This window comes from Fulvivirga lutea (assembly GCF_017068455.1).
GTDB classification, from domain to species: Bacteria; Bacteroidota; Bacteroidia; order Cytophagales; family Cyclobacteriaceae; genus Fulvivirga; species Fulvivirga lutea.
The window spans coordinates 961597-980016 of record NZ_CP070608.1 but is presented as its reverse complement, the minus strand read 5'-3'; the positions used below and the strand labels follow the sequence as shown (position 1 = coordinate 980016).

Annotated in this window: 18 protein-coding genes; 4 read left to right on the top strand and 14 right to left on the bottom strand. The window is 36.2% G+C overall.

Features of this window, described 5'->3' with window-relative positions:
- Window positions 1-40: 40 nt before the first annotated feature.
- Window positions 41-703, top strand: coding sequence for a DNA alkylation repair protein (locus JR347_RS04570; protein ID WP_205722870.1), 663 nt, complete (start codon window positions 41-43; stop codon window positions 701-703).
- Here the strand turns inward: JR347_RS04570 and JR347_RS04565 are convergent.
- The 12 genes from JR347_RS04565 to JR347_RS04510 form a co-directional block, all read right to left on the bottom strand.
- A complete protein-coding gene (locus JR347_RS04565; protein ID WP_205722869.1) occupies window positions 698-1312 on the bottom strand; it encodes a class I SAM-dependent methyltransferase in 615 nt (204 codons plus the stop codon). The two genes, JR347_RS04570 and JR347_RS04565, sit on opposite strands and share 6 nt — an antisense overlap.
- On the bottom strand, window positions 1309-2127 hold the full coding sequence (locus JR347_RS04560) for a hypothetical protein (RefSeq protein WP_205722868.1): 819 nt from the start codon (window positions 2125-2127) through the stop codon (window positions 1309-1311). The genes JR347_RS04565 and JR347_RS04560 overlap by 4 nt, the downstream gene beginning before the upstream one ends.
- Window positions 2128-2180: 53 nt before the next feature.
- Entirely contained in the window at window positions 2181-3059 is an 879-nt protein-coding gene (atpG, locus tag JR347_RS04555) for an ATP synthase F1 subunit gamma (RefSeq protein WP_205722867.1), read from the bottom strand.
- 24 nt (window positions 3060-3083) lie between these two features.
- Window positions 3084-4664: a F0F1 ATP synthase subunit alpha gene (gene atpA / locus JR347_RS04550; RefSeq protein WP_205722866.1), complete on the bottom strand. Its 1581-nt coding sequence runs from the start codon at window positions 4662-4664 to the stop codon at window positions 3084-3086.
- Between the two features lie 17 nt (window positions 4665-4681).
- Window positions 4682-5239 (bottom strand): ATP synthase F1 subunit delta, encoded by a 558-nt coding sequence (gene atpH / locus JR347_RS04545; RefSeq protein WP_205722865.1) that lies wholly within the window; start codon window positions 5237-5239, stop codon window positions 4682-4684.
- 4 nt (window positions 5240-5243) lie between these two features.
- Window positions 5244-5744, bottom strand: coding sequence for a F0F1 ATP synthase subunit B (locus JR347_RS04540; RefSeq protein WP_205722864.1), 501 nt, complete (start codon window positions 5742-5744; stop codon window positions 5244-5246).
- A gap of 68 nt (window positions 5745-5812) precedes the next feature.
- Entirely contained in the window at window positions 5813-6001 is a 189-nt protein-coding gene (gene atpE / locus JR347_RS04535; protein WP_155187116.1) for an ATP synthase F0 subunit C, read from the bottom strand.
- A 37-nt stretch (window positions 6002-6038) separates the two neighbouring features.
- Window positions 6039-7091: a F0F1 ATP synthase subunit A gene (atpB, locus tag JR347_RS04530; RefSeq protein WP_235689756.1), complete on the bottom strand. Its 1053-nt coding sequence runs from the start codon at window positions 7089-7091 to the stop codon at window positions 6039-6041.
- Window positions 7092-7194: 103 nt separating this feature from the next.
- Complete coding sequence (locus JR347_RS04525; RefSeq protein ID WP_205722862.1) at window positions 7195-7605, bottom strand: DUF6168 family protein; 411 nt, start codon at window positions 7603-7605, stop codon at window positions 7195-7197.
- Window positions 7598-7837, bottom strand: coding sequence for an AtpZ/AtpI family protein (locus JR347_RS04520; protein WP_205722861.1), 240 nt, complete (start codon window positions 7835-7837; stop codon window positions 7598-7600). Before JR347_RS04520 ends, JR347_RS04525 begins: the two co-directional genes overlap by 8 nt.
- Entirely contained in the window at window positions 7791-8222 is a 432-nt protein-coding gene (locus JR347_RS04515; RefSeq protein ID WP_205722860.1) for a bactofilin family protein, read from the bottom strand. Before JR347_RS04515 ends, JR347_RS04520 begins: the two co-directional genes overlap by 47 nt.
- A gap of 10 nt (window positions 8223-8232) precedes the next feature.
- Complete coding sequence (locus JR347_RS04510) at window positions 8233-9108, bottom strand: M23 family metallopeptidase (RefSeq protein WP_235689755.1); 876 nt, start codon at window positions 9106-9108, stop codon at window positions 8233-8235.
- 115 nt (window positions 9109-9223) lie between these two features.
- Here JR347_RS04510 and porW point away from each other — a divergent pair, with 115 nt between their 5' ends.
- Genes porW through uvrC form a run of 3 tightly spaced genes read left to right on the top strand, consistent with a single transcriptional unit; the run spans window position 9224 to window position 15867 of the window.
- Window positions 9224-11800: a type IX secretion system periplasmic lipoprotein PorW/SprE gene (gene porW / locus JR347_RS04505; protein WP_205722859.1), complete on the top strand. Its 2577-nt coding sequence runs from the start codon at window positions 9224-9226 to the stop codon at window positions 11798-11800.
- Window positions 11787-14084, top strand: coding sequence for a penicillin-binding protein 1A (locus JR347_RS04500; protein WP_205722858.1), 2298 nt, complete (start codon window positions 11787-11789; stop codon window positions 14082-14084). Before porW ends, JR347_RS04500 begins: the two co-directional genes overlap by 14 nt.
- A 1-nt stretch (window position 14085) precedes the next feature.
- Window positions 14086-15867, top strand: coding sequence for an excinuclease ABC subunit UvrC (gene uvrC / locus JR347_RS04495; protein ID WP_205722857.1), 1782 nt, complete (start codon window positions 14086-14088; stop codon window positions 15865-15867).
- Window positions 15868-15909: 42 nt separating this feature from the next.
- Here the strand turns inward: uvrC and porN are convergent, their stop codons facing one another.
- Window positions 15910-16806, bottom strand: a complete 897-nt coding sequence (porN, locus tag JR347_RS04490) for a type IX secretion system ring subunit PorN/GldN (RefSeq protein WP_205722856.1) — start codon at window positions 16804-16806, stop codon at window positions 15910-15912.
- A gap of 8 nt (window positions 16807-16814) precedes the next feature.
- The gene (gene porM, locus JR347_RS04485) at window positions 16815-18404 is read right to left on the bottom strand and encodes a type IX secretion system motor protein PorM/GldM (protein WP_205722855.1); all 1590 of its coding nucleotides are present in this window, start codon (window positions 18402-18404) and stop codon (window positions 16815-16817) included.
- Between the last annotated feature and the right edge of the window lie 16 nt (window positions 18405-18420).

Here is an 18420-nt window from a genome sequence, read left to right as displayed (position 1 = left end):
TTAAAAGTAACTAAATCAGAGTTAGATAGGCTCAAAGCAAATGAAATATTTGGTTGAATTACATAAGCATTTCAAAGATAAGGGCAATACCGAACTGGCTGCCGGCATGAGTGCCTATATGAAAAACAGGTTCACTTTTTTAGGCATCAAACAACCAAAGCGAAAGCAGTTACTAGCTGAATTTACTAAAAAACACGGACTACCTAATCAAGAAACTATCGATGGTGTTTTAATCGGCTTGTGGAGTTTTCCATACAGAGAGTATCACTATTGTGGTGTTGAGCTCTTCCAAAAATTGATCAAGAAGTCTGATGCCGATAAAATTCACATTATCGAATACATGTTGGAATACCATCAGTGGTGGGATACTGTAGATTTAATTTCTTCCAATATTGTAGGCGTACATTTTAAAAATCACCCTGACTTAATACCTGTTTATTTTAACAAATGGCTTCAGTCAGATAATTTTTGGTTAAACAGAGTTATGCTACTTTTCCAGCTTAAATACAAACAAGAAACTGATAAAGAGTTATTATCTCAGGCCATCCTTACGCTATCGGATTCGTCAGAATTTTTTATTCAAAAGGCAATTGGCTGGTCATTAAGAGAATACTCTAAACATAATAAGGATTGGGTGACCCATTTTGTGAATACCCATAAACTGGCGCCCTTGAGTGTTAGAGAAGCATCTAAATATTTATAGTTTCTGGTACAATCCCGCTTCAATCATTTCATGAAAGTAAGTAGCCGAACGAAGTTTTTTACAACCACTTTTAACTATGCTACTTTCAAAATCTAAAAGAAGATTGCCTTCCAAATTCGTTGTTAATCGAAAGAACCAGTACATGAATTGAATAAAGATATCCTTCCACCTTTGGTTCGTTCTTTTGAAGTCAGTACACAACCAAAAGCCCGTGGTTTGAAGAGAACTACTAAGTTTATCAATCAACTTTATCAAATTCTCCTCCTTAAATACATCTAAAAAGAAAGGTGTAATTACGATTTGATATTTTTTCAGCTGTACATCAAATATGTCTTTTTGTATGAATTGAATGTCTAATTTATTCAATGGCGCCATTTCTTTAGCCCTGTCAATCATTTTCTTAGATTTCTCTACATAGTCTATTCTTAATTTTATATTGAGCTTCTCTAATTCTTTAAGAATTTGACCTGTGCCTCCACCGCAAATAAGAATTTCATCACCTTCTTTCAAATAACTAAAGAATGCAGTCTGAGAATTTAATATTGACCTACCGAAAACCAGCTTTGCCAGCCAATCATAAAAAAAGCTTACTCGGTTAAAATTATTCATAAAAAATAAACCGCGGGCAATAAGAATATTCCATCACCAGCAATGCGATAATATTTACATACCCATGGCCTACTGGAGAAGCTATAAATACCTAAAAGCACAACAAACATAGAGCACAATACTGTGCTTGCAATCCATCCAAAATTCATGAATACCAGCCAACTGAATAGGAGGATTAGCACAGATAGAATAGCTATGGCATATTTCATACTCCTGTATCCCATAACCCTATGAATACTTGAGAAATTGTTGATTTCATCTGTAGTTCTATCAAAACCTGAGAAAATTATAAGGTTCATTAATACTATTAGAAAATAACAAAGCAGAAATATAAAATGCTCTGTCTGTAGAGGTAAGTTTAATGAGCTTATTGGCCCAATTAAAATGCCCATAAAATACGCCAAGGCTGCGGTTATTTCTTTATGATATACCACACGCCATGGCAATAAATGGATAGACACAAAATAGATAATGACCAACAGACCCAGTGCCGTACCATATAGTATTACATTTTTAGGCAAAAAGAATATCAACCCAAGAATTGTAAGCAACGATACAATCAGTAACAATGAAATTGGTATAAATTTCTCATTATGAAACTTATATCGTTCAAGCTGTACACCACTTACGCTTATTTTCGCATCTAATAAATGATCAAAGGTATAAATAGCCCATACTACCAAGCCCAGCACCAAGTACGTGATGACATCAACTTCTACAGCAAATACTTTGGCTATAAATGCAGATGATATCACAGCGCCAACGGCCACATCAATGCTTAACAGACTGATTGTTTTGTAGCTAAATAAAGACATAAAAAAAGAGTCTAACCCTAAAGTTAGACTCTTTGAATTAATTCAGTTAATGATTAACCGCCTAAGGCTTCAGCACCACCAACAATCTCAAGGATTTCCTTGGTAATGGCTGCTTGACGTGTTCTATTATAAGTTAATCTTAATTCTTTAAGTAATTCACCAGCATTATCGGTTGCCTGATCCATGGCAGTCATTCTAGCTCCATGCTCTGCAGCATTAGAGTCTAGTATCGCCTTATATACCTGAATTTTTAACGACTTAGGTATAAGCTCAGTAACAATCTCTTCTCTGCTTGGCTGATAAATGTAATCAACCTCAAAGTCATTCTGGCCTTCAGCAGGAGGAAGTACTGGTAAAAATTGCTCTGTATTCAATATTTGAGTAGCCACATTCTTGAACTCATTGTAAATGATTTCAATTTTATCGTATGTGCCTTGCGTAAACGAATCCATGGCAAATTGTGCTGCTTCTGAACTCAATTCAAAAGAAGTAGGAGAGAACATGTTCCAGTAATCTGAAATTACATGGAAACCTCTTTTAGAGAAATAGTCCAATGCTTTTTTACCAATAGGCATAATATGAACATTACCTCTACTATGCTGGCTCTTATAATTCTCCTCAATGCGTCTGTTAGTAGCTTTGAATATGTTACTATTAAAAGCACCGCACAGTCCTTTATCAGAGGAAACAACCATCAAAAGAATCTTTTCTTCTGGTCGTACTTGTGTAAAATTGTTACCCTCATCACTATTACCTTGCGAGGATAAGTTTTGAAGCAACCCAGCTAATTTGGCAGCATAAGGTCGCATTTGAGTAACGTTGTCCTGTGCTCTTCTCAACTTAGCAGCAGCCACCATTTTCATGGCTTTAGTTATCTGCTGTGTTGAAGTTACAGACTGTATTCTACCTTTTACTTCTTTTAAGTTCGCCATTCAATATTGAATTTTAGGCTAAAATTAATTGCTATATTGCTTAGAAAGATCTGCAGCTACAGAAGCTAAAACATCCGTTGCGCTATCTTCTAATTTTCCTGCCTTTAATAAATCTAAAGCATCTTTGTGCTTAGTTCTTAAAGTATCTAAGAAGTTCTTTTCAAATTCTTTCACCTTTTCAACAGGCACATTATCCATCATACCTTTAGTAGATACATAGATAATTGCAACTTGCTCCTCAACAGAAACTGGTGAGTACTGAGCCTGCTTTAATATTTCAAGGTTTCTTCTACCTCTTTCAATCGTTAACTTAGTAGCGGCATCAAGGTCAGAACCAAATTTAGCAAACGCTTCAAGTTCCCTAAACTGCGCCTGATCTAGTTTCAACGTACCAGCTACTTTTTTCATTGATTTAATCTGTGCAGAACCTCCCACACGTGATACAGAAATACCAACGTTAATAGCTGGTCTGATACCAGAGTTAAACAAGTTAGTTTCCAAGAATATCTGACCATCAGTAATAGAAATTACGTTGGTTGGAATATAAGCTGAAACGTCACCTGCTTGAGTTTCAATGATTGGAAGTGCAGTTAGTGAACCGCCACCTTTTACCTTACCTTTCAATGATTCTGGCAAATCGTTCATCTGCTCAGCAATTTCTTGAGAAGCAGTGATTTTCGCAGCTCTCTCTAATAATCTTGAGTGAAGATAGAATACATCACCAGGATAAGCCTCACGTCCCGGAGGTCTTCTTAATAAAAGAGAAACCTCACGGTAAGCAACAGCTTGTTTAGATAAATCATCATAAATTACAAGAGCTGGCCTTCCAGTATCTCTGAAAAACTCGCCAATAGCAGCACCTGTAAATGGAGCAAAGAACTGCATTGGAGCAGGATCAGAAGCAGAAGCTGCAACAACAACTGTATATTTCATTGCACCAGCTTTTTCTAATGAAGCTACCACGTTAGCAACAGTTGATGCCTTTTGAGCAACTGCTACATAAATACAGAAAACAGGCTCGCCACGTTCATAAAATTCCTTTTGGTTAATGATGGTATCAATTGCCACAGCAGTTTTACCTGTCTGACGGTCACCAATGATTAACTCTCTTTGTCCTCTTCCAATTGGAATCATCGAGTCAATCGCTTTGATACCCGTTTGAAGTGGCTCGTTTACCGGCTGACGATAGATAACTCCAGGAGCTTTTCTTTCTAATGGCATCTCGAAAGTTTCACCTTCGATTGGTCCTTTACCATCGATAGGGTTACCAAGAGTATCTACTACTCTTCCTACCATTCCTTCACCTACATTAATCGAAGCGATTCTTCCTGTTCTTTTAACAGTGTCGCCTTCTTTAATACCTTTAGACTCTCCCAAAAGTACCGCACCTACGTTATCTTCTTCAAGGTTAAGTACTAGTGCTTTTAGTCCGTTTTCAAACTCTAAAAGCTCTCCTGATTGCGCTTTAGATAAACCGTAGATTCTGGCTACACCGTCACCTACTTCTAGTACGGTACCAATTTCCTCTAATTCGGCTTCTGTTTTCGCACCTGAGAGTTGCTCTCTTAATATTGCTGAAACTTCGTCTGGTCTTACGTCTGCCATTGTGTTTTTATCTTAAATTAAAATTCTTTTATGTATGGGTTTTGGCTGAACTTCAAGTCCAAAGCCTTCAATTTCGTTCTTAATGAATCATCAATTTGTCTGTCTCCAACTTTAAGGATAAACCCACCGATGATCTCTTCGTCTACTTTCTCGATAAGATCAACTTTATCAAGCTTAGAAATTTTTCTAACAACATCTTCCAGCTGTTTTTTCAATTCTTTATCAAGAGGAACTGCAGTGGTTACAGAAGCTCTCTCTATGCTCATGTGAACATTGTATTGAATATCAAACTGTTTAGCTATTTCAAATAAAATAGATTCTCTATTCTTTCTGGTAATAATATCGAAAATGGCTAATGTTATTTTGTTAGCCTTTGTGAATACTTTATGTAAAATAGCGCGCTTCTTGTCATGCTTAATCACTGGGTTTTTAAGCATCAGATAGAAATCTCTGCTTTCTTCACACACTTTCACGAGACTCACCATGTCATTGTGAACAGCGTCTAGAACATTCTGCTCTGCAGCAAGTTCTAGTAGTGATTTGGCATACCTGGAAGCAACTCTAATATCAGACATGCGCTTAGTTTAGTTTTACGTCTTTTACAAATTCTTTAATCAAATCTTTCTGAGCCTTATCATTAGAAAGATTTTTTCTAAGAAGTTTCTCAGTAATCTCTAACGATAACTGAGCAACTTGAGATTTTACCTCAGCTAAAGCAGCTTGCTTCTCAGTATTGATAGCATTCTTAGCATCTTCAATCATTTTCTGAGCTTCTTTATTTGCTTCAGTTTTAGCTTCTTCTTTAAGGTTAGCAGCAATGTCTCTCGCATCTTTAAGAATACCATCTCTTTCTTTTCTGGCTTCATCTAATAATTTTTGATTATCAGACTGAAGCTTAGCCATCTCTTCTTTCGCTTTCTCTGCTGCTTCTAATGCATCTTTAATAGAGTCTTCTCTAACTCTGATTGAATTTAAAATAGGCTTCCATGCTACTTTTACCAAAATGAAAAGTAGAATTAAGAATATCACCGTTTGCATGATGAACAAGCCCGGTGAGAAGTCGTTTATTAATTGCTCCATTTGTTTAGTTTTTTGTTTAATAAGAAATGCTGTTCAAGGCCTATCGCCTTGAACAACATCTCGCAGGATTATTTACCTAAGATCAACGCAGCGAAGGCTAATCCTTCTAATAATGCCGCAATAATGATCATCGCAGTTTGAATTTTACCTGTAGCTTCTGGCTGTCTAGAAATACCTTCCATTGCCTTACCACCGATTTGGCCTAATCCAAGACCAGCTCCGATAACGATTAAACCTGCTCCAATTAAATTGTACATAAAATTTGATTTATATTAATTAAACAAAAGTTCCAAATTAATGATGATCATCAGCTACAGCCATTCCTATGAATAGCGCTGATAACATCGTAAAAATATAGGCTTGAAGAAAAGCTACTAGCAATTCAATCATGCTTATAAAAAATGCCAATACGAATGACATCCCTGTAGCAGCCACAACGCCAAATTGGGCTTTCAAGGTTATCGTCAATGCTATCAGACTCATCACCACAAAGTGACCTGCTGTCATGTTAGCAAAAAGACGTATCAAAAGTGAAAATGGCTTAGTTAACATACCCAGCACTTCCACCGGCATTAAAATAATTTTCATAATAACAGGCACGCCCGGCATCCAGAAAATATGAACCCAATAGCTTCTATTACCATTAAATTGAACAATGAAAAAAGTAAACAAAGCTAAGCAAACAGTTACCGCAATGTTACCTGTTACGTTAAATCCTAGTGGAGTCATTCCCATCAGGTTTAACAACCAGATATAGAAGAAAACCGTTAATAGAAACCCTGAAAAATCTCTATATCTTTTCTCACCAATATTTGGTTTAGCTATTTCATCACGCACGTAAATTACCAATGGCTCCAATACTCTACCAACACCTGTCGGTATCGGGCCTTTTTTATAGCTATTAGCTAGAGACCTAAATCCCCAAATTAAAAGAAGGCCGGCCAATAGCATACCTACTACGTTTTTCGAAATTGAAAGGTCTAATGGTTTTACATTCGTTGGGTGCCCTTCTTCGTCTAAATTGATTTCACCCTCTTCATTAGTTCTATACACTTTACTATGATAAAGTGCGTAGTACTTTCCGTTAGATTCAGCCACAGACTCGCCATGGTGGAATTTAGATGACATAAAGAAGTGTACTCCTTCATCAATCAATATCACCGGCAATGGGAAACCAACATGTTTTCTTGGGTCAGTTCCGTAAGAAAACAATGTGAAATCGTGTGAATCTTTTAAGTGATGATCAATATATTCATTAATCTCTTCTGGTGTATTCACCTTCCCGCCTTCGCTATGAGATTCTTCACCTTCTGAAGCGAAGGCAAGATTTGCAGTGAAAACGGTCAAAATTGTTAGTAAAGCAATCGAAAAAGAAGTTCTTAACATATCCTATCCAAATTCAGCCGCAAAATTAAACAGATTTTCTAAAAACCCACTTCTTTTTGAGTTTTTATTCGGACAAATCAGATGGCTGCTGCTTGTCAATCGGCAGCACCAGTTTAATGGCATAAAATGCTTCAAATGCTACATATATAAGCATTGGAATTAGTAGGGATATACGACCTGATAATGCAGGAGCCTCTGGCGCTAATAGTATGTCTTGATATTTAAGGCCAAATACGAGCAATTTTATTAAGAAAGTAAAGAGATAAAAGTAACCCACATTAGAGCTACTGATTCTGTTTACAATTTCAATAACTACACTGAAGAGGGTAAAGTAAAGTTGAAAAAAAACATAAGCCCCCGCTAATGAATATGAAAGTACAGTATCAAGATTACTTAAAACATATCCATGAATTACAAAAACCAGTATGCCCAGTATGGCTGAGATAATATTAAAACTAAGTAAGCGCTTAATCACGACTATCTCCTATTACTTGTCTAATTACCATAATTATCGACAAAAATACAGTTACAAGGGTTACTAGCTTTTCGTAGAGTCCATTCACGTTCTCATACTTCTCATCTAAGTACACACCTAAAAGATTACCTAAATATATAACCACACCCATTTGTATGGCTAATCCGGTATACTTTAGAAATGAATTATACTGCTTTGGCTCCCTGGGGTTTGAGGGCGGGGTTTTGCCCATGATCTCCGATTTTAATTTCTTTATTCATGGTGCCCATTTTACAACCACCGTTGAATGTTGCTCCAGATTCCACAATAATTTTGTTGGTAATAATATCTCCATGGATCACTGCTGTAGGTTTTAAAATCAAAATATCTGTTACTTCGATTTTGCCTTTAACCTCACCTGCAACTTCAGCATTTTGGGCTAAAATGTTTCCTTCAACGTGGGAAGACTGGCCTAGGGCAATTTTTGACTTGGTTTTAACATTGCCAATAATTTTACCTTCTATTCTGATATTACCAAAGGTTTCAATATCTCCTTCAAGAACAGTACCCTTACCAATAATATTGCTCGAGTTACTAATTTCTTCTGCTACCTTATGATCTTCTTTTGAAGCAAACATCTTATTGAGTTTAAAAAGTTATAAATTCTTCAGGGTTTACTGAATTGCCATTATACCATAGCTCAAAATGCAAATGTGGCCCGTCAGTTAACTCTCCTGTGTTACCAATAATAGAGATTATTTCACCTGCATTTACAAAATTACCAACTTTTTTCAATAATTCGGCATTATGCTTGTAAACGGAGATGAGGTTGCCTCTATGCTGCACAGCTATTACATAGCCAGAATCCTGAGTCCATGATGCCATTATAACGGTGCCATCGGCTACACATTTTATAGGTTCGTTCTTTTTTGCAACAATATCTACCCCAAAATGACCTTCCCTTACCTTATAACCTTTAGAGATAAACCCGCCAACACTAATGGGCGGGAAGAAAAATATCTCTTGTAGTTCATTTGAAGGCGCATTGGTGAAATTCAATAAGGATAAATCTGTTTGCTCAAACTCCTGTCTGAACTGAGAATCTACTGGAGAAAGTTTGGCTACATCTACAGCTGACGTAAGCGGCTCATTTTCCTCCTCAATATTGGTTTCATAATTATCAAATGCTCCAGTAGTATCTCCGCTAAGCACACGCTGAAAATTGAGTATGAATTTGTCTTTTTCTTCTACCTCTTGTGCCAAAGAATCTACTTTAACATTTAGCTCATAAAGCTTCTTATTGGCTTCCATCTGAGCGTGTCGAGGATCAAACCACTGTGCTAATAAGGTATTCACTAAAAAAAGACATAATGCCATTAACAAAATGAAAATGGTAACTATTAATAGAATTACCTTCGCATAGGTAAAACTAAAAGTAGTTTTCTCTGCAAAATTCTCCTCATTTCTAATAATGAGTAAGTATCTGTTCACCAGCCAGCTTGAAAGTGTCTTTCTCGCTCTCAAATCGATTATTTCTTTAAATTTGAAGGACGGCAAAAATAGATATTATAAACTATTAATGTATTAATTATCCTGAATTTTGCGTTTCATTACACATAGAATAAAACCATTATAAAATTTGCTGGCCAAATCTCCCTTTGCTTACTTCTTTTACCTCTGCTTAATCATCTTTCTTTTCTCTTGTTCTGCTGAAAGAAAGAATATTTTAAGCAAAACTTACCATAATACCACCGCCCGGTATAATGCATATTACTACGCAAAAAAAAGGATTAAAGAGGTAGAAGCCATCTTAAAGGATAACTATGACAACGACTATAATAATGTTCTTAAAATTTATCCTAAAATAGATACGGCCTTAGCCAACACCTATCAGGAACAGATTGATGACTGCATAAAAAAAGCTTCTATCGCTATTCAGCGACATAAGAACAGTAAATGGGTAGATGACAGCTACATTTACATAGGTCGAGCCCGACATTATAGCCTGGAGTATGTGAACGCCATTGAAACATACAAATTCGTTAATACTAAAAGTGAAGACGATGATGCAAGACATGAAGCCCTCGCTCGATTATTAAGGGTTTTTGTAGACTCTAAGGAATTCGAAAACGCTGTAGCTGTTGAGGACTACATTAAAAAAGAAACACTTAACAAGAAAAACCAGAAATTACTGCATATCAACAAAGCACACCATTATCAGGTAGTTGAGAATTATGATAAGATGGTTGAAAATTTAGTGAAGGCTGCTCCAATGCTCAAAAAGAAAGACGGCAAAGGTAGAATCTATTTCATCATAGGCCAGATCTACCAAAAACTTGGATTTGATGCTGAGGCTTTCAATTATTATAAAAAGTGTCTTGCTAGTAACCCTGAATACGAACTTGACTTTTACTGTAGGTTAAATATGGCTCAGGTGACTCAATTGGGTAAATCAAGTGATGTAAAAGCTGCCCGCAAACTTTTGAATACGTTGTTAAAAGACTCCAAAAACAAAGAGTATAAAGACAAGATTTATTATGAAATGGCGCAGTTTGAATTCAAGCAGAATAATTTAGATAAGGCTATTGAATACTATAAATCTTCAGTTGAAAACAGCATATCAAACCCTAGACAAAAGGGGCAGTCTTTTCTGCGTTTAGGTGAAGTTTACTATGATAGTATCAGAAATTATGAACTCGCTCAGGCTTATTACGATAGCGCTGTTCAATCTCTGCCACCAGATTATGAGAACATAGAAAAAATTAAAGAGAGAAAAGATATTTTAAATGAATTTGTAAAGCAATTAAATACTATAGAGTTGCAGGATAGCCTTCTGATGTTATCCGAATTAGATACTGCGACATTATCTGCAAAATTGAATACCATTATTGAAGAGGAAAAGGCCAAAAAACAAGCTGAAGAAGAACGGCTCAAACGTGAGCAAAGACGCACCAGGCAGTTTAACAATTTTAATCAAAACTCTGGCATAAGTTCAACAGCCTGGTATTTTGGCAACCCTTCAGCTGTAGCTCAGGGCCAGGCGGAATTCATTAGAATATGGGGTAACAGACCCCTTGAAGACAATTGGCGAAGAAGTAATAAATCTAGCGCACAGAGTTATAATGAAACGAACCTTAGTGATGTTGTTAGGCCACAAGATGTGGTGGTTAATACAGATTCAATAGAGCGAGTGAGTTCAGCTAACAAGTTCGATCAAATGTATGCTGCCATTCCATTTTCTGAGGAAGCACGAGCAGAATCATTGTCAAAGATTGAAAATGCTTACTATAAACTTGGCAATATTTATAAGTTTCAGTTAGAGGAAGATTTAAATGCTGCTGGTGCATTTGAAACATTAACAAATAGATTTCCTAAAACAGAATATTTGGCTGAGGCCTGGTATCAACTTTATCTTATTTATAAATCATTTGATGATCCAAGAAATGAAACATATAAGGCAAACATTCTATCTAAGTTTCCAAATAGCATTTATGCCAAACTCATAGAAAATCCGAATTATACCGAAGAAAGTACAGTTGCTAATGAAAAACTTAAAAAGGTTTACGAAATAGCATACAAATATTATCAACAGGATAAAATCGATACTTCAAGGTACATTATAGATCAGGCACTCAATAAATACGATGAAGCCTTATTTACAGCCAATCTTCAATTGTTAAAGGTTCTTTTAATAGGAAAAACGGAAGATATAACATTGTACCAATACGAATTGGGAGAATTCATTACAAATTATCCTGATAGCGAATTGAAACCTTATGCAGAAAAACTGCTTGAATCATCGAGAAGTTTTCAGGAAAAGAAAAGAAAAAGATTGGGTACACAATATGTTCAATATCTTGAGCAGTGGCACTATTTTGTTCTGGCTTATGAGATAAAATCAAACTTATCCGATCCTATCACTAACGCAATTAACTCATTTAATACATCCAGCCAATTTGATGGGTTGAAAACGAGTAATTTAATCTTGAACGATGAGTATGCACTAATATTAGTATCAGATTTCGAGGATAAACAGGAAGCCTTGAGCTACTATAACAGCTTTTTAAAACAAGATCCAATTAAGGAACCTATACGTGATTCAAAGTTTTATAAATTTGTGATTACTAAAGATAACTTTAACATATTCTATCAAAGTAAGGAGATAGATACATATCTATCATTTTTTACAAAGAACTACCTGAATGGAACTAATTGAGAAGATAAAGACACCAAGTAAAAAGGTAAAGTGGGCCATAAGAATAATGTGGATTGTGGTTTTTCTACTTTTGGTAGGGCTCCCTACGTATATCTATACGGTAAGCATAGATTTAGGTGGGCTATATGGTGGAATGCCAAGTTTAAAATCACTAGAAAACCCGGAAAATGATTTATCCTCCGAATTAATATCTTCTGATGGAGTTTCTTTAGGTAGATACTATCGATTTAACAGAAGTCAGGTTACTTATGATGAACTTTCAGAGGACTTAGTTAATACGTTGCTCGCATCAGAAGATCACAGATACAACGAACATTCAGGTATCGATTTGAAAGGTTTATTAAGAGCGGTAACTGGTGTTTTAACCTTCCAATATGCGGGAGGTGGAAGTACCATCACAATGCAGTTAGCAGAAAACCTGTTTAAGACCATGACCGAAAATGAAGGTCACTTATATAAAGTGCCTGGTCTGAGGCAGGTGGTTATCAAAACCAAAGAGTGGATCATCGCGGCACGGTTAGAAAAAAACTTTACAAAAAAGGAGATCATGGCCATGTATTTGAATACTGTGTCATTTGGAAGTAACGCCTATGGAATAAAAACTGCGTCAGAAACGTTCTTTGCAAAAAGTCCCTCAGAGTTGAATTATCAGGAATCTGCTGTTTTAATTGGTCTTTTACAAGGCACAACCGCCTTTAGCCCTGTTTACAACTACGATAGATCTTTTAAAAAGCGAAATCAAGTATTAGGTAAAATATACAGGCACGGCCATCTCACGAAGACTGAATTCGATTCTCTTTTGCAATCTCCTATAGATTTAACTTCTTATGATGTGGCAAATCACAATACCGGGTTGGCCACCTATTTTAGGTCGATGATTAAATATGAACTTACATTGTGGGCGAGAAATCATGGCTACGATCTATATGAAGATGGTTTAAAAATCTATACAACAATAGATAGCAGAATGCAGCGAATGGCAGAAGAAGCTGTTAAAAGCCACATGACTGAGTTGCAAAAAGTATTTAATGAGCACTGGAAAGGTAAAAATCCCTGGAGAGATTTAGATGGCAGAGAAATTCCTAATTTTCTTGAGAGCAGATTTAAACAGACTCCACATTATAATCAACTGGTTGCCAAATATGGAAAAGGCAATGATTCCATTAACATTATAATGAATACACCAAAACCAATGACGGTCTTCTCCTGGGATGGTGAAATAGATACCACTTTATCACCTTTAGATTCTGTGAAATACTATAAGCATTTCCTTCATGCAGGAATGATGTCTATGGACCCGCACACAGGTCATATTAAAACCTGGGTGGGTGGAATCAATCATAAATATTTTAAGTATGATCACGTAAGACAAGGTAAACGACAACCAGGTTCAACTTTTAAACCTTTTGTTTATGGAGCTGCAATAGAAAATGGCTATCCCCCTTGTTATGAAGTTACTGACGCCATGGTTACTTTTCAAGTAGTGGGTGATCCGCCAACATGGTCACCACCTAACGCTGATGGAACCTATGGAAGTGGTGAGAAAATGACGATCAGACAAGGCATGGCCAGATCAGTAAATACTATTACTGCCTATTTAATGAAAGAAATTCAGCCAAGAAATGTTGTCGACTTTGCTCATAGGGTGGGTATTGAAAGTGAACTTGAGGCTGTACCTTCATTATGTTTAGGTGTAAATGATGTCTCCGTATTCGAGTTGGTTGGTGCTTACAGCACATTTGCTAATATGGGAATACATACTGAACCATATTACATAACCCGTATTGAAGACAAAAATGGTAACGTTATAGAGAACTTTGTGCCAAAGACAAGACAAGCTATTAGCCAACAAAATGCTTATAAAATGCTCTACATGCTACGAGGTGGAGTTGAAGAAAGAGGTGGCACTTCGCAAGGGCTAAGTATGGAGCTTAAAATAGATAATGAAATTGGCGGTAAAACTGGAACAACAAATAATGCTTCTGACGGTTGGTATATGGGGGTTACCAAAGACCTTGTAACAGGCGTTTGGGTAGGTGGCGATGAGCGCAGCATCCATTTTAGGAGTTGGTATTTAGGACAAGGCAGTAAAACCGCCAGACCAATTTGGGATAAGTTCATGCGACAGGTATATGAATCTGAAGAATTAGGATATGAAAAAGGAAGGTTCCAACAGCCTCCTGGAGGTATTGATGTGACGTTGGACTGCAGCAAATATGCCACTAATAAGTCTGATAGTATAGTATTAGAGGAAGAACCTTGGGATCCAAATAGTATTCAATAACATGCAATCAGCAGGTTATTCTATTGAACGTAAAGATGTTATTCCGCATGAACCAGGCGTCTACAAATTTTACAATAAAGAGAGTCAATTAATCTATGTAGGTAAAGCTAAAGACTTAAAAAAGAGGGTTTATTCCTATTTCAACAAACTTCAGGGACATAATAGAAAAACTAGAAAATTAGTTTCAGAAATTGTCAAATTCGACTTCACTATTGTTAATAATGAAGTGGATGCTCTTTTGTTGGAAAATAATCTAATAAAGCAAAACCAGCCTAAGTACAACATTCTTTTAAAGGATGATAAAACGTTCCCTTACATCTGTATTACAAAAGAACGGTTCCCGCGTATCATCACAACCCGTAAACTAAATAAAGATAAAGGTGAGTATTTTGGACCTTATTCAAGTGTAGTGGCAATGAATACTGTTCTGGATCTTATCAGAAAATTATATACCATCAGAACATGTAAGCTGCATCTTAGCAAGAAGAATATAGAACAGAAAAAATTCAAAGTATGTCTCGAGTATCACATTGGTAATTGCCTTGGTCCATGTGAAGGTTTGCAATCTGAAAGTGACTACAATCATGATATTCAATCAGTCAGGAAAATTCTTAAAGGATCTCTTATTGAAGTAAAAGATCACTTCAAAACGTCCATGCAAAAAGCAGCTGATCAACTTAGATATGAAGAGGCCGAGAAATTTAAAACTAAGCTAGATCACCTGCTAAAATTTCAGTCAAAATCTACTGTTGTAAACCCGAAGCTATCCAACCTTGCAGTATTTACTATAACCGAAGATGATAAGTATGCTTTTGTGAATTATATGTTCGTAGAAAATGGAGCGATCACCACTACAAAGACCTTTGAAGTGAAGAAAATACTGGATGAAAAACCAGAAGATATTCTTGAAACAATATCCTATGATGCCATAAAAGACTCCTCCATAAACAGGTTAGAAATTTTAAGCAATCTCGAATATAACCTAGGAGAGACGCAATCTATAATTCCCCAAATCGGTGATAAGAAAAAGCTTATAGATCTTTCTTTAAGAAATGCTTTTGAGTATAAAAAGAACAAGCTTTTAAAGAAACCTATTCATGATAAATCAATCATAGTTCTAGAGCAACTAAAGACAGACTTATCACTAAAGACATTACCAAAACATATCGAGTGTTTTGACAATAGCAACATACAAGGAACGAATCCAGTAGCTTCAATGGTGTGCTTCAAAAAAGGAAAGCCTTCGAAAAAAGATTACAGGCATTATAATATTAAAACAGTTGTAGGACCAGATGACTTTGCTTCGATGTATGAAGTGGTAACAAGGCGGTACAAAAAATTAAAAGAAGAAGGATTATCATATCCAGACCTAATTGTAATTGATGGAGGTAAAGGACAATTATCAATGGTTAAGAAGGCTCTGGTAGATTTAGGTATATACGGAGAAATACCTGTCATTGGTATTGCAAAGAAGCTCGAAGAAATCTATTTCCCTGAAGACAAGTACCCAGTACATATATCTAAAAAATCAATAACGTTAAGACTTCTTCAACATTTAAGAGATGAGGCTCATAGATTTGCCATTACATTTCATCGTCTTAAAAGAAGTAAAGGTAGCTTGGCGAGTGAATTAACAGAAATAAAAGGGATTGGCTCAGAAACAGCAGATAAACTAATCAAACAATTCAAGTCGATAAAGAAAATAAAGGAAGCCTCAAAGGAAGAGATAACTCAATTAATTGGTACAGCAAAAGCAAAGCTAATTCTAACCCATTTCAAATAAAAAAGGAGAGCAATTGCTCTCCTCTCATTTTGTTTTCTCTTTCTAGTATTCCCAAAGGTTATGTTCCTTCTCCATCAACTGCATCTCCCACCATTCTGAAGCCATAACTGCTTCTTTTCTATTCTTGTACATATCAACAATAGGATCGTCATCTGGATTCTCAAATTTGAACAGAGACGCTCTAAATAATCTTAATGTAAAAGCATCGGCAAAGTTTTTATTCTCTGCGCTGTTATATCTGTTTATCCAAATTGCACTTTCAGGGTGATCTTTAAATAGTGTATACAACTCCTTATACTTAAACACTCCCAAAGGTTTTTCTACACCGTCTAATGTCTCTGAAGCCGGAATAAATAATTGGATTGACTGTATTTGATGATATAATCTAGACCTTCTCTTGTCAAAAATTACATCTTCCATAATTCTCATCTTGCTTATCTGTCGAGGAAGGAAGTTGATTGCCTTACCAGCACCAGGAATTACTTCCCAATCATCCAAGTTTGAAGGCGGTTCATAAGTATCGAATATAGCTCCGTAAACTTTTCCTTGGTAAGAAACTCTATCTCCACTATAATATTCCGCACCACTTTCATAAGGAGGGAATGTTTCACCTTCCTGATAAACAAGACTATTCAAGAACTCGTCCTTTGACATAGGAGTTTTAAGTGAGTCATTGACATAAATCTCTGTCAACTCGCCAGACTTAACTGCATTTAAAAGAAACAACGTGATCTCTCCACCTCGCGCAAAGAAGCCTTTATTTTGTTTTTCTTTTAAATCAATATTTCTCCACACTCTTCTTTTAAAAAGATGCTCGTATCGGGCTATTGGGTCAATAGAGTTAGGATTGTATTGTTCAACATCACTCAGTTGAGACCACGCAGGTATACTCAACATTCCAGCTAAGACAACTAACAAACAATTCTTGAACTTTAACATTTCTATCCTTAATTAATTGGAATACTATATATTTCTTGAAGAGGCTTGGTTCTTTCATTTTCACCAGTGTACGTTCTTCTTGAAACTCTTTCAATTTTAATTTTCAACTGATCACCAGGTCTGAATAAACTTCTAAACGCTCTTAAGTCCACATTTTCAGAAGTAAATTTATCAACCTTAATCTGACGTCCACCTCTTGCTAACTTAACTTCAACGCTTTCAACTCTATATCTGGCATCTTTTGGTACTTCTCTTGCAAAGTTTTCATCTGCTTCCGCTGAAACTCTTATTGAAGATAATGCAGCACCTTTTTCACCCTCATCAAAATCAACAGGTTTACCTCTGTTAGTGATTTCAATGTTTGGTGGCGGAACTTTCTTCACATCAAACGTTTCCGTTCCTAATGTGCTTCCTGCGTTGCTAACAGTTAATTTAACTTTACTTCTACCTTTAGGTATCACAGTAACTTTACCAGCTTGCTGTCCTTTGATAACCTGTGCATCCCCTGAAGAGAAAGATGGGTTGTAAGAAGTACCCAATGCAGGAACCTGAACATCTAACTCATTCCCGCAATTCATGTAAAGCGCTGATAATGCAGCTGATCTTACCTGAATTACTGGTTTAACAACGTAATAAGTATGTTTAATTTTATAGGTCGAGTCATTTAATTCAATCTCAGCTTCAAATTGCTTCTCAGCCATTAAAGTCTTCGAATCATAATTACCAGGTGTTGCAGTAAATTCTATTTTACCATACTTAATACCTGCTTCATTTTGACCAGACTCAACTTCCTTATTATCCATCATAAATGTTGGATTCAATCCAGAAGCGCTAGCTGTAATGAATAGTTCTGCTTCAAACTTGGCTCCGGCTGCAACTGTATTTGATGCAGGTCTTACCAATGGAACTATCTGATCGAATTCGACATCTTTTGCACCTACCTGCTCAGCCAAATCTTCCAAAGCTCTAGCTTCATAATTCAAAACCTCAGTTTCAAGATGACTTATTGTAGCCATACCTGCTGCGGTAGGAGTTTTCATGAAATAATATTCTTCGAAAGTTTTATTCTTTTGGTCTGGATCATTTTTAGCTATGTCAATGTCCTTTGCATCGCGAGCAAGCATCTTAAAATCTTCGTCACCCGTAAGTTTTATTAACTCACGCGTGTAATCATTTAAACGCTTTTTTAGTTCTGCACCATTGCCTTGAGTCACCATAAAACTACTGACGATTTCGTCATCTTTTGCGCCAATTAATTGACCGTTTTCGTCTTCACCACCAGTAATTTCTACGAATTTCTCACGCAATCCATCCATATATCCCTTAAGTTCAGCTGTCATTTCACGAACCTTCTTCGCCTTATCTAACGCCTTTTTATCTTCAGGTCTATTACCTTTTTTCTCAACTTCTGAATTTATTGCTCCAACCAACTTATTGTTTTTCTCAACAAGCTCGTTTCCTTGCATCTGCAAAGCTTCATCAATAAATACGAATTTTTCTAGAACGGAATTACTTACTTGAAGTGCTAACAGGGCAGTTAACACGAGGTACATCATCCCGATCATCTTCTGTCTGGGGGTTTCTTTTCCTCCTGCCATTCTAATTAAATTTTGT

Coding starts and splice junctions, on each gene's coding strand:
- JR347_RS04570 (WP_205722870.1), top strand. CDS start 41: ATGAAATATTTGGTTGAATTACATAAGCATTTCAAAGATAAGGGCAAT.
- JR347_RS04565 (WP_205722869.1), bottom strand. CDS start 1,312: ATGAATAATTTTAACCGAGTAAGCTTTTTTTATGATTGGCTGGCAAAG.
- JR347_RS04560 (WP_205722868.1), bottom strand. CDS start 2,127: ATGTCTTTATTTAGCTACAAAACAATCAGTCTGTTAAGCATTGATGTG.
- atpG (WP_205722867.1), bottom strand. CDS start 3,059: ATGGCGAACTTAAAAGAAGTAAAAGGTAGAATACAGTCTGTAACTTCA.
- atpA (WP_205722866.1), bottom strand. CDS start 4,664: ATGGCAGACGTAAGACCAGACGAAGTTTCAGCAATATTAAGAGAGCAA.
- atpH (WP_205722865.1), bottom strand. CDS start 5,239: ATGTCTGATATTAGAGTTGCTTCCAGGTATGCCAAATCACTACTAGAA.
- JR347_RS04540 (WP_205722864.1), bottom strand. CDS start 5,744: ATGGAGCAATTAATAAACGACTTCTCACCGGGCTTGTTCATCATGCAA.
- atpE (WP_155187116.1), bottom strand. CDS start 6,001: ATGTACAATTTAATTGGAGCAGGTTTAATCGTTATCGGAGCTGGTCTT.
- JR347_RS04520 (WP_205722861.1), bottom strand. CDS start 7,837: ATGGGCAAAACCCCGCCCTCAAACCCCAGGGAGCCAAAGCAGTATAAT.
- JR347_RS04515 (WP_205722860.1), bottom strand. CDS start 8,222: ATGTTTGCTTCAAAAGAAGATCATAAGGTAGCAGAAGAAATTAGTAAC.
- JR347_RS04500 (WP_205722858.1), top strand. CDS start 11,787: ATGGAACTAATTGAGAAGATAAAGACACCAAGTAAAAAGGTAAAGTGG.
- uvrC (WP_205722857.1), top strand. CDS start 14,086: ATGCAATCAGCAGGTTATTCTATTGAACGTAAAGATGTTATTCCGCAT.
- porN (WP_205722856.1), bottom strand. CDS start 16,806: ATGTTAAAGTTCAAGAATTGTTTGTTAGTTGTCTTAGCTGGAATGTTG.
- porM (WP_205722855.1), bottom strand. CDS start 18,404: ATGGCAGGAGGAAAAGAAACCCCCAGACAGAAGATGATCGGGATGATG.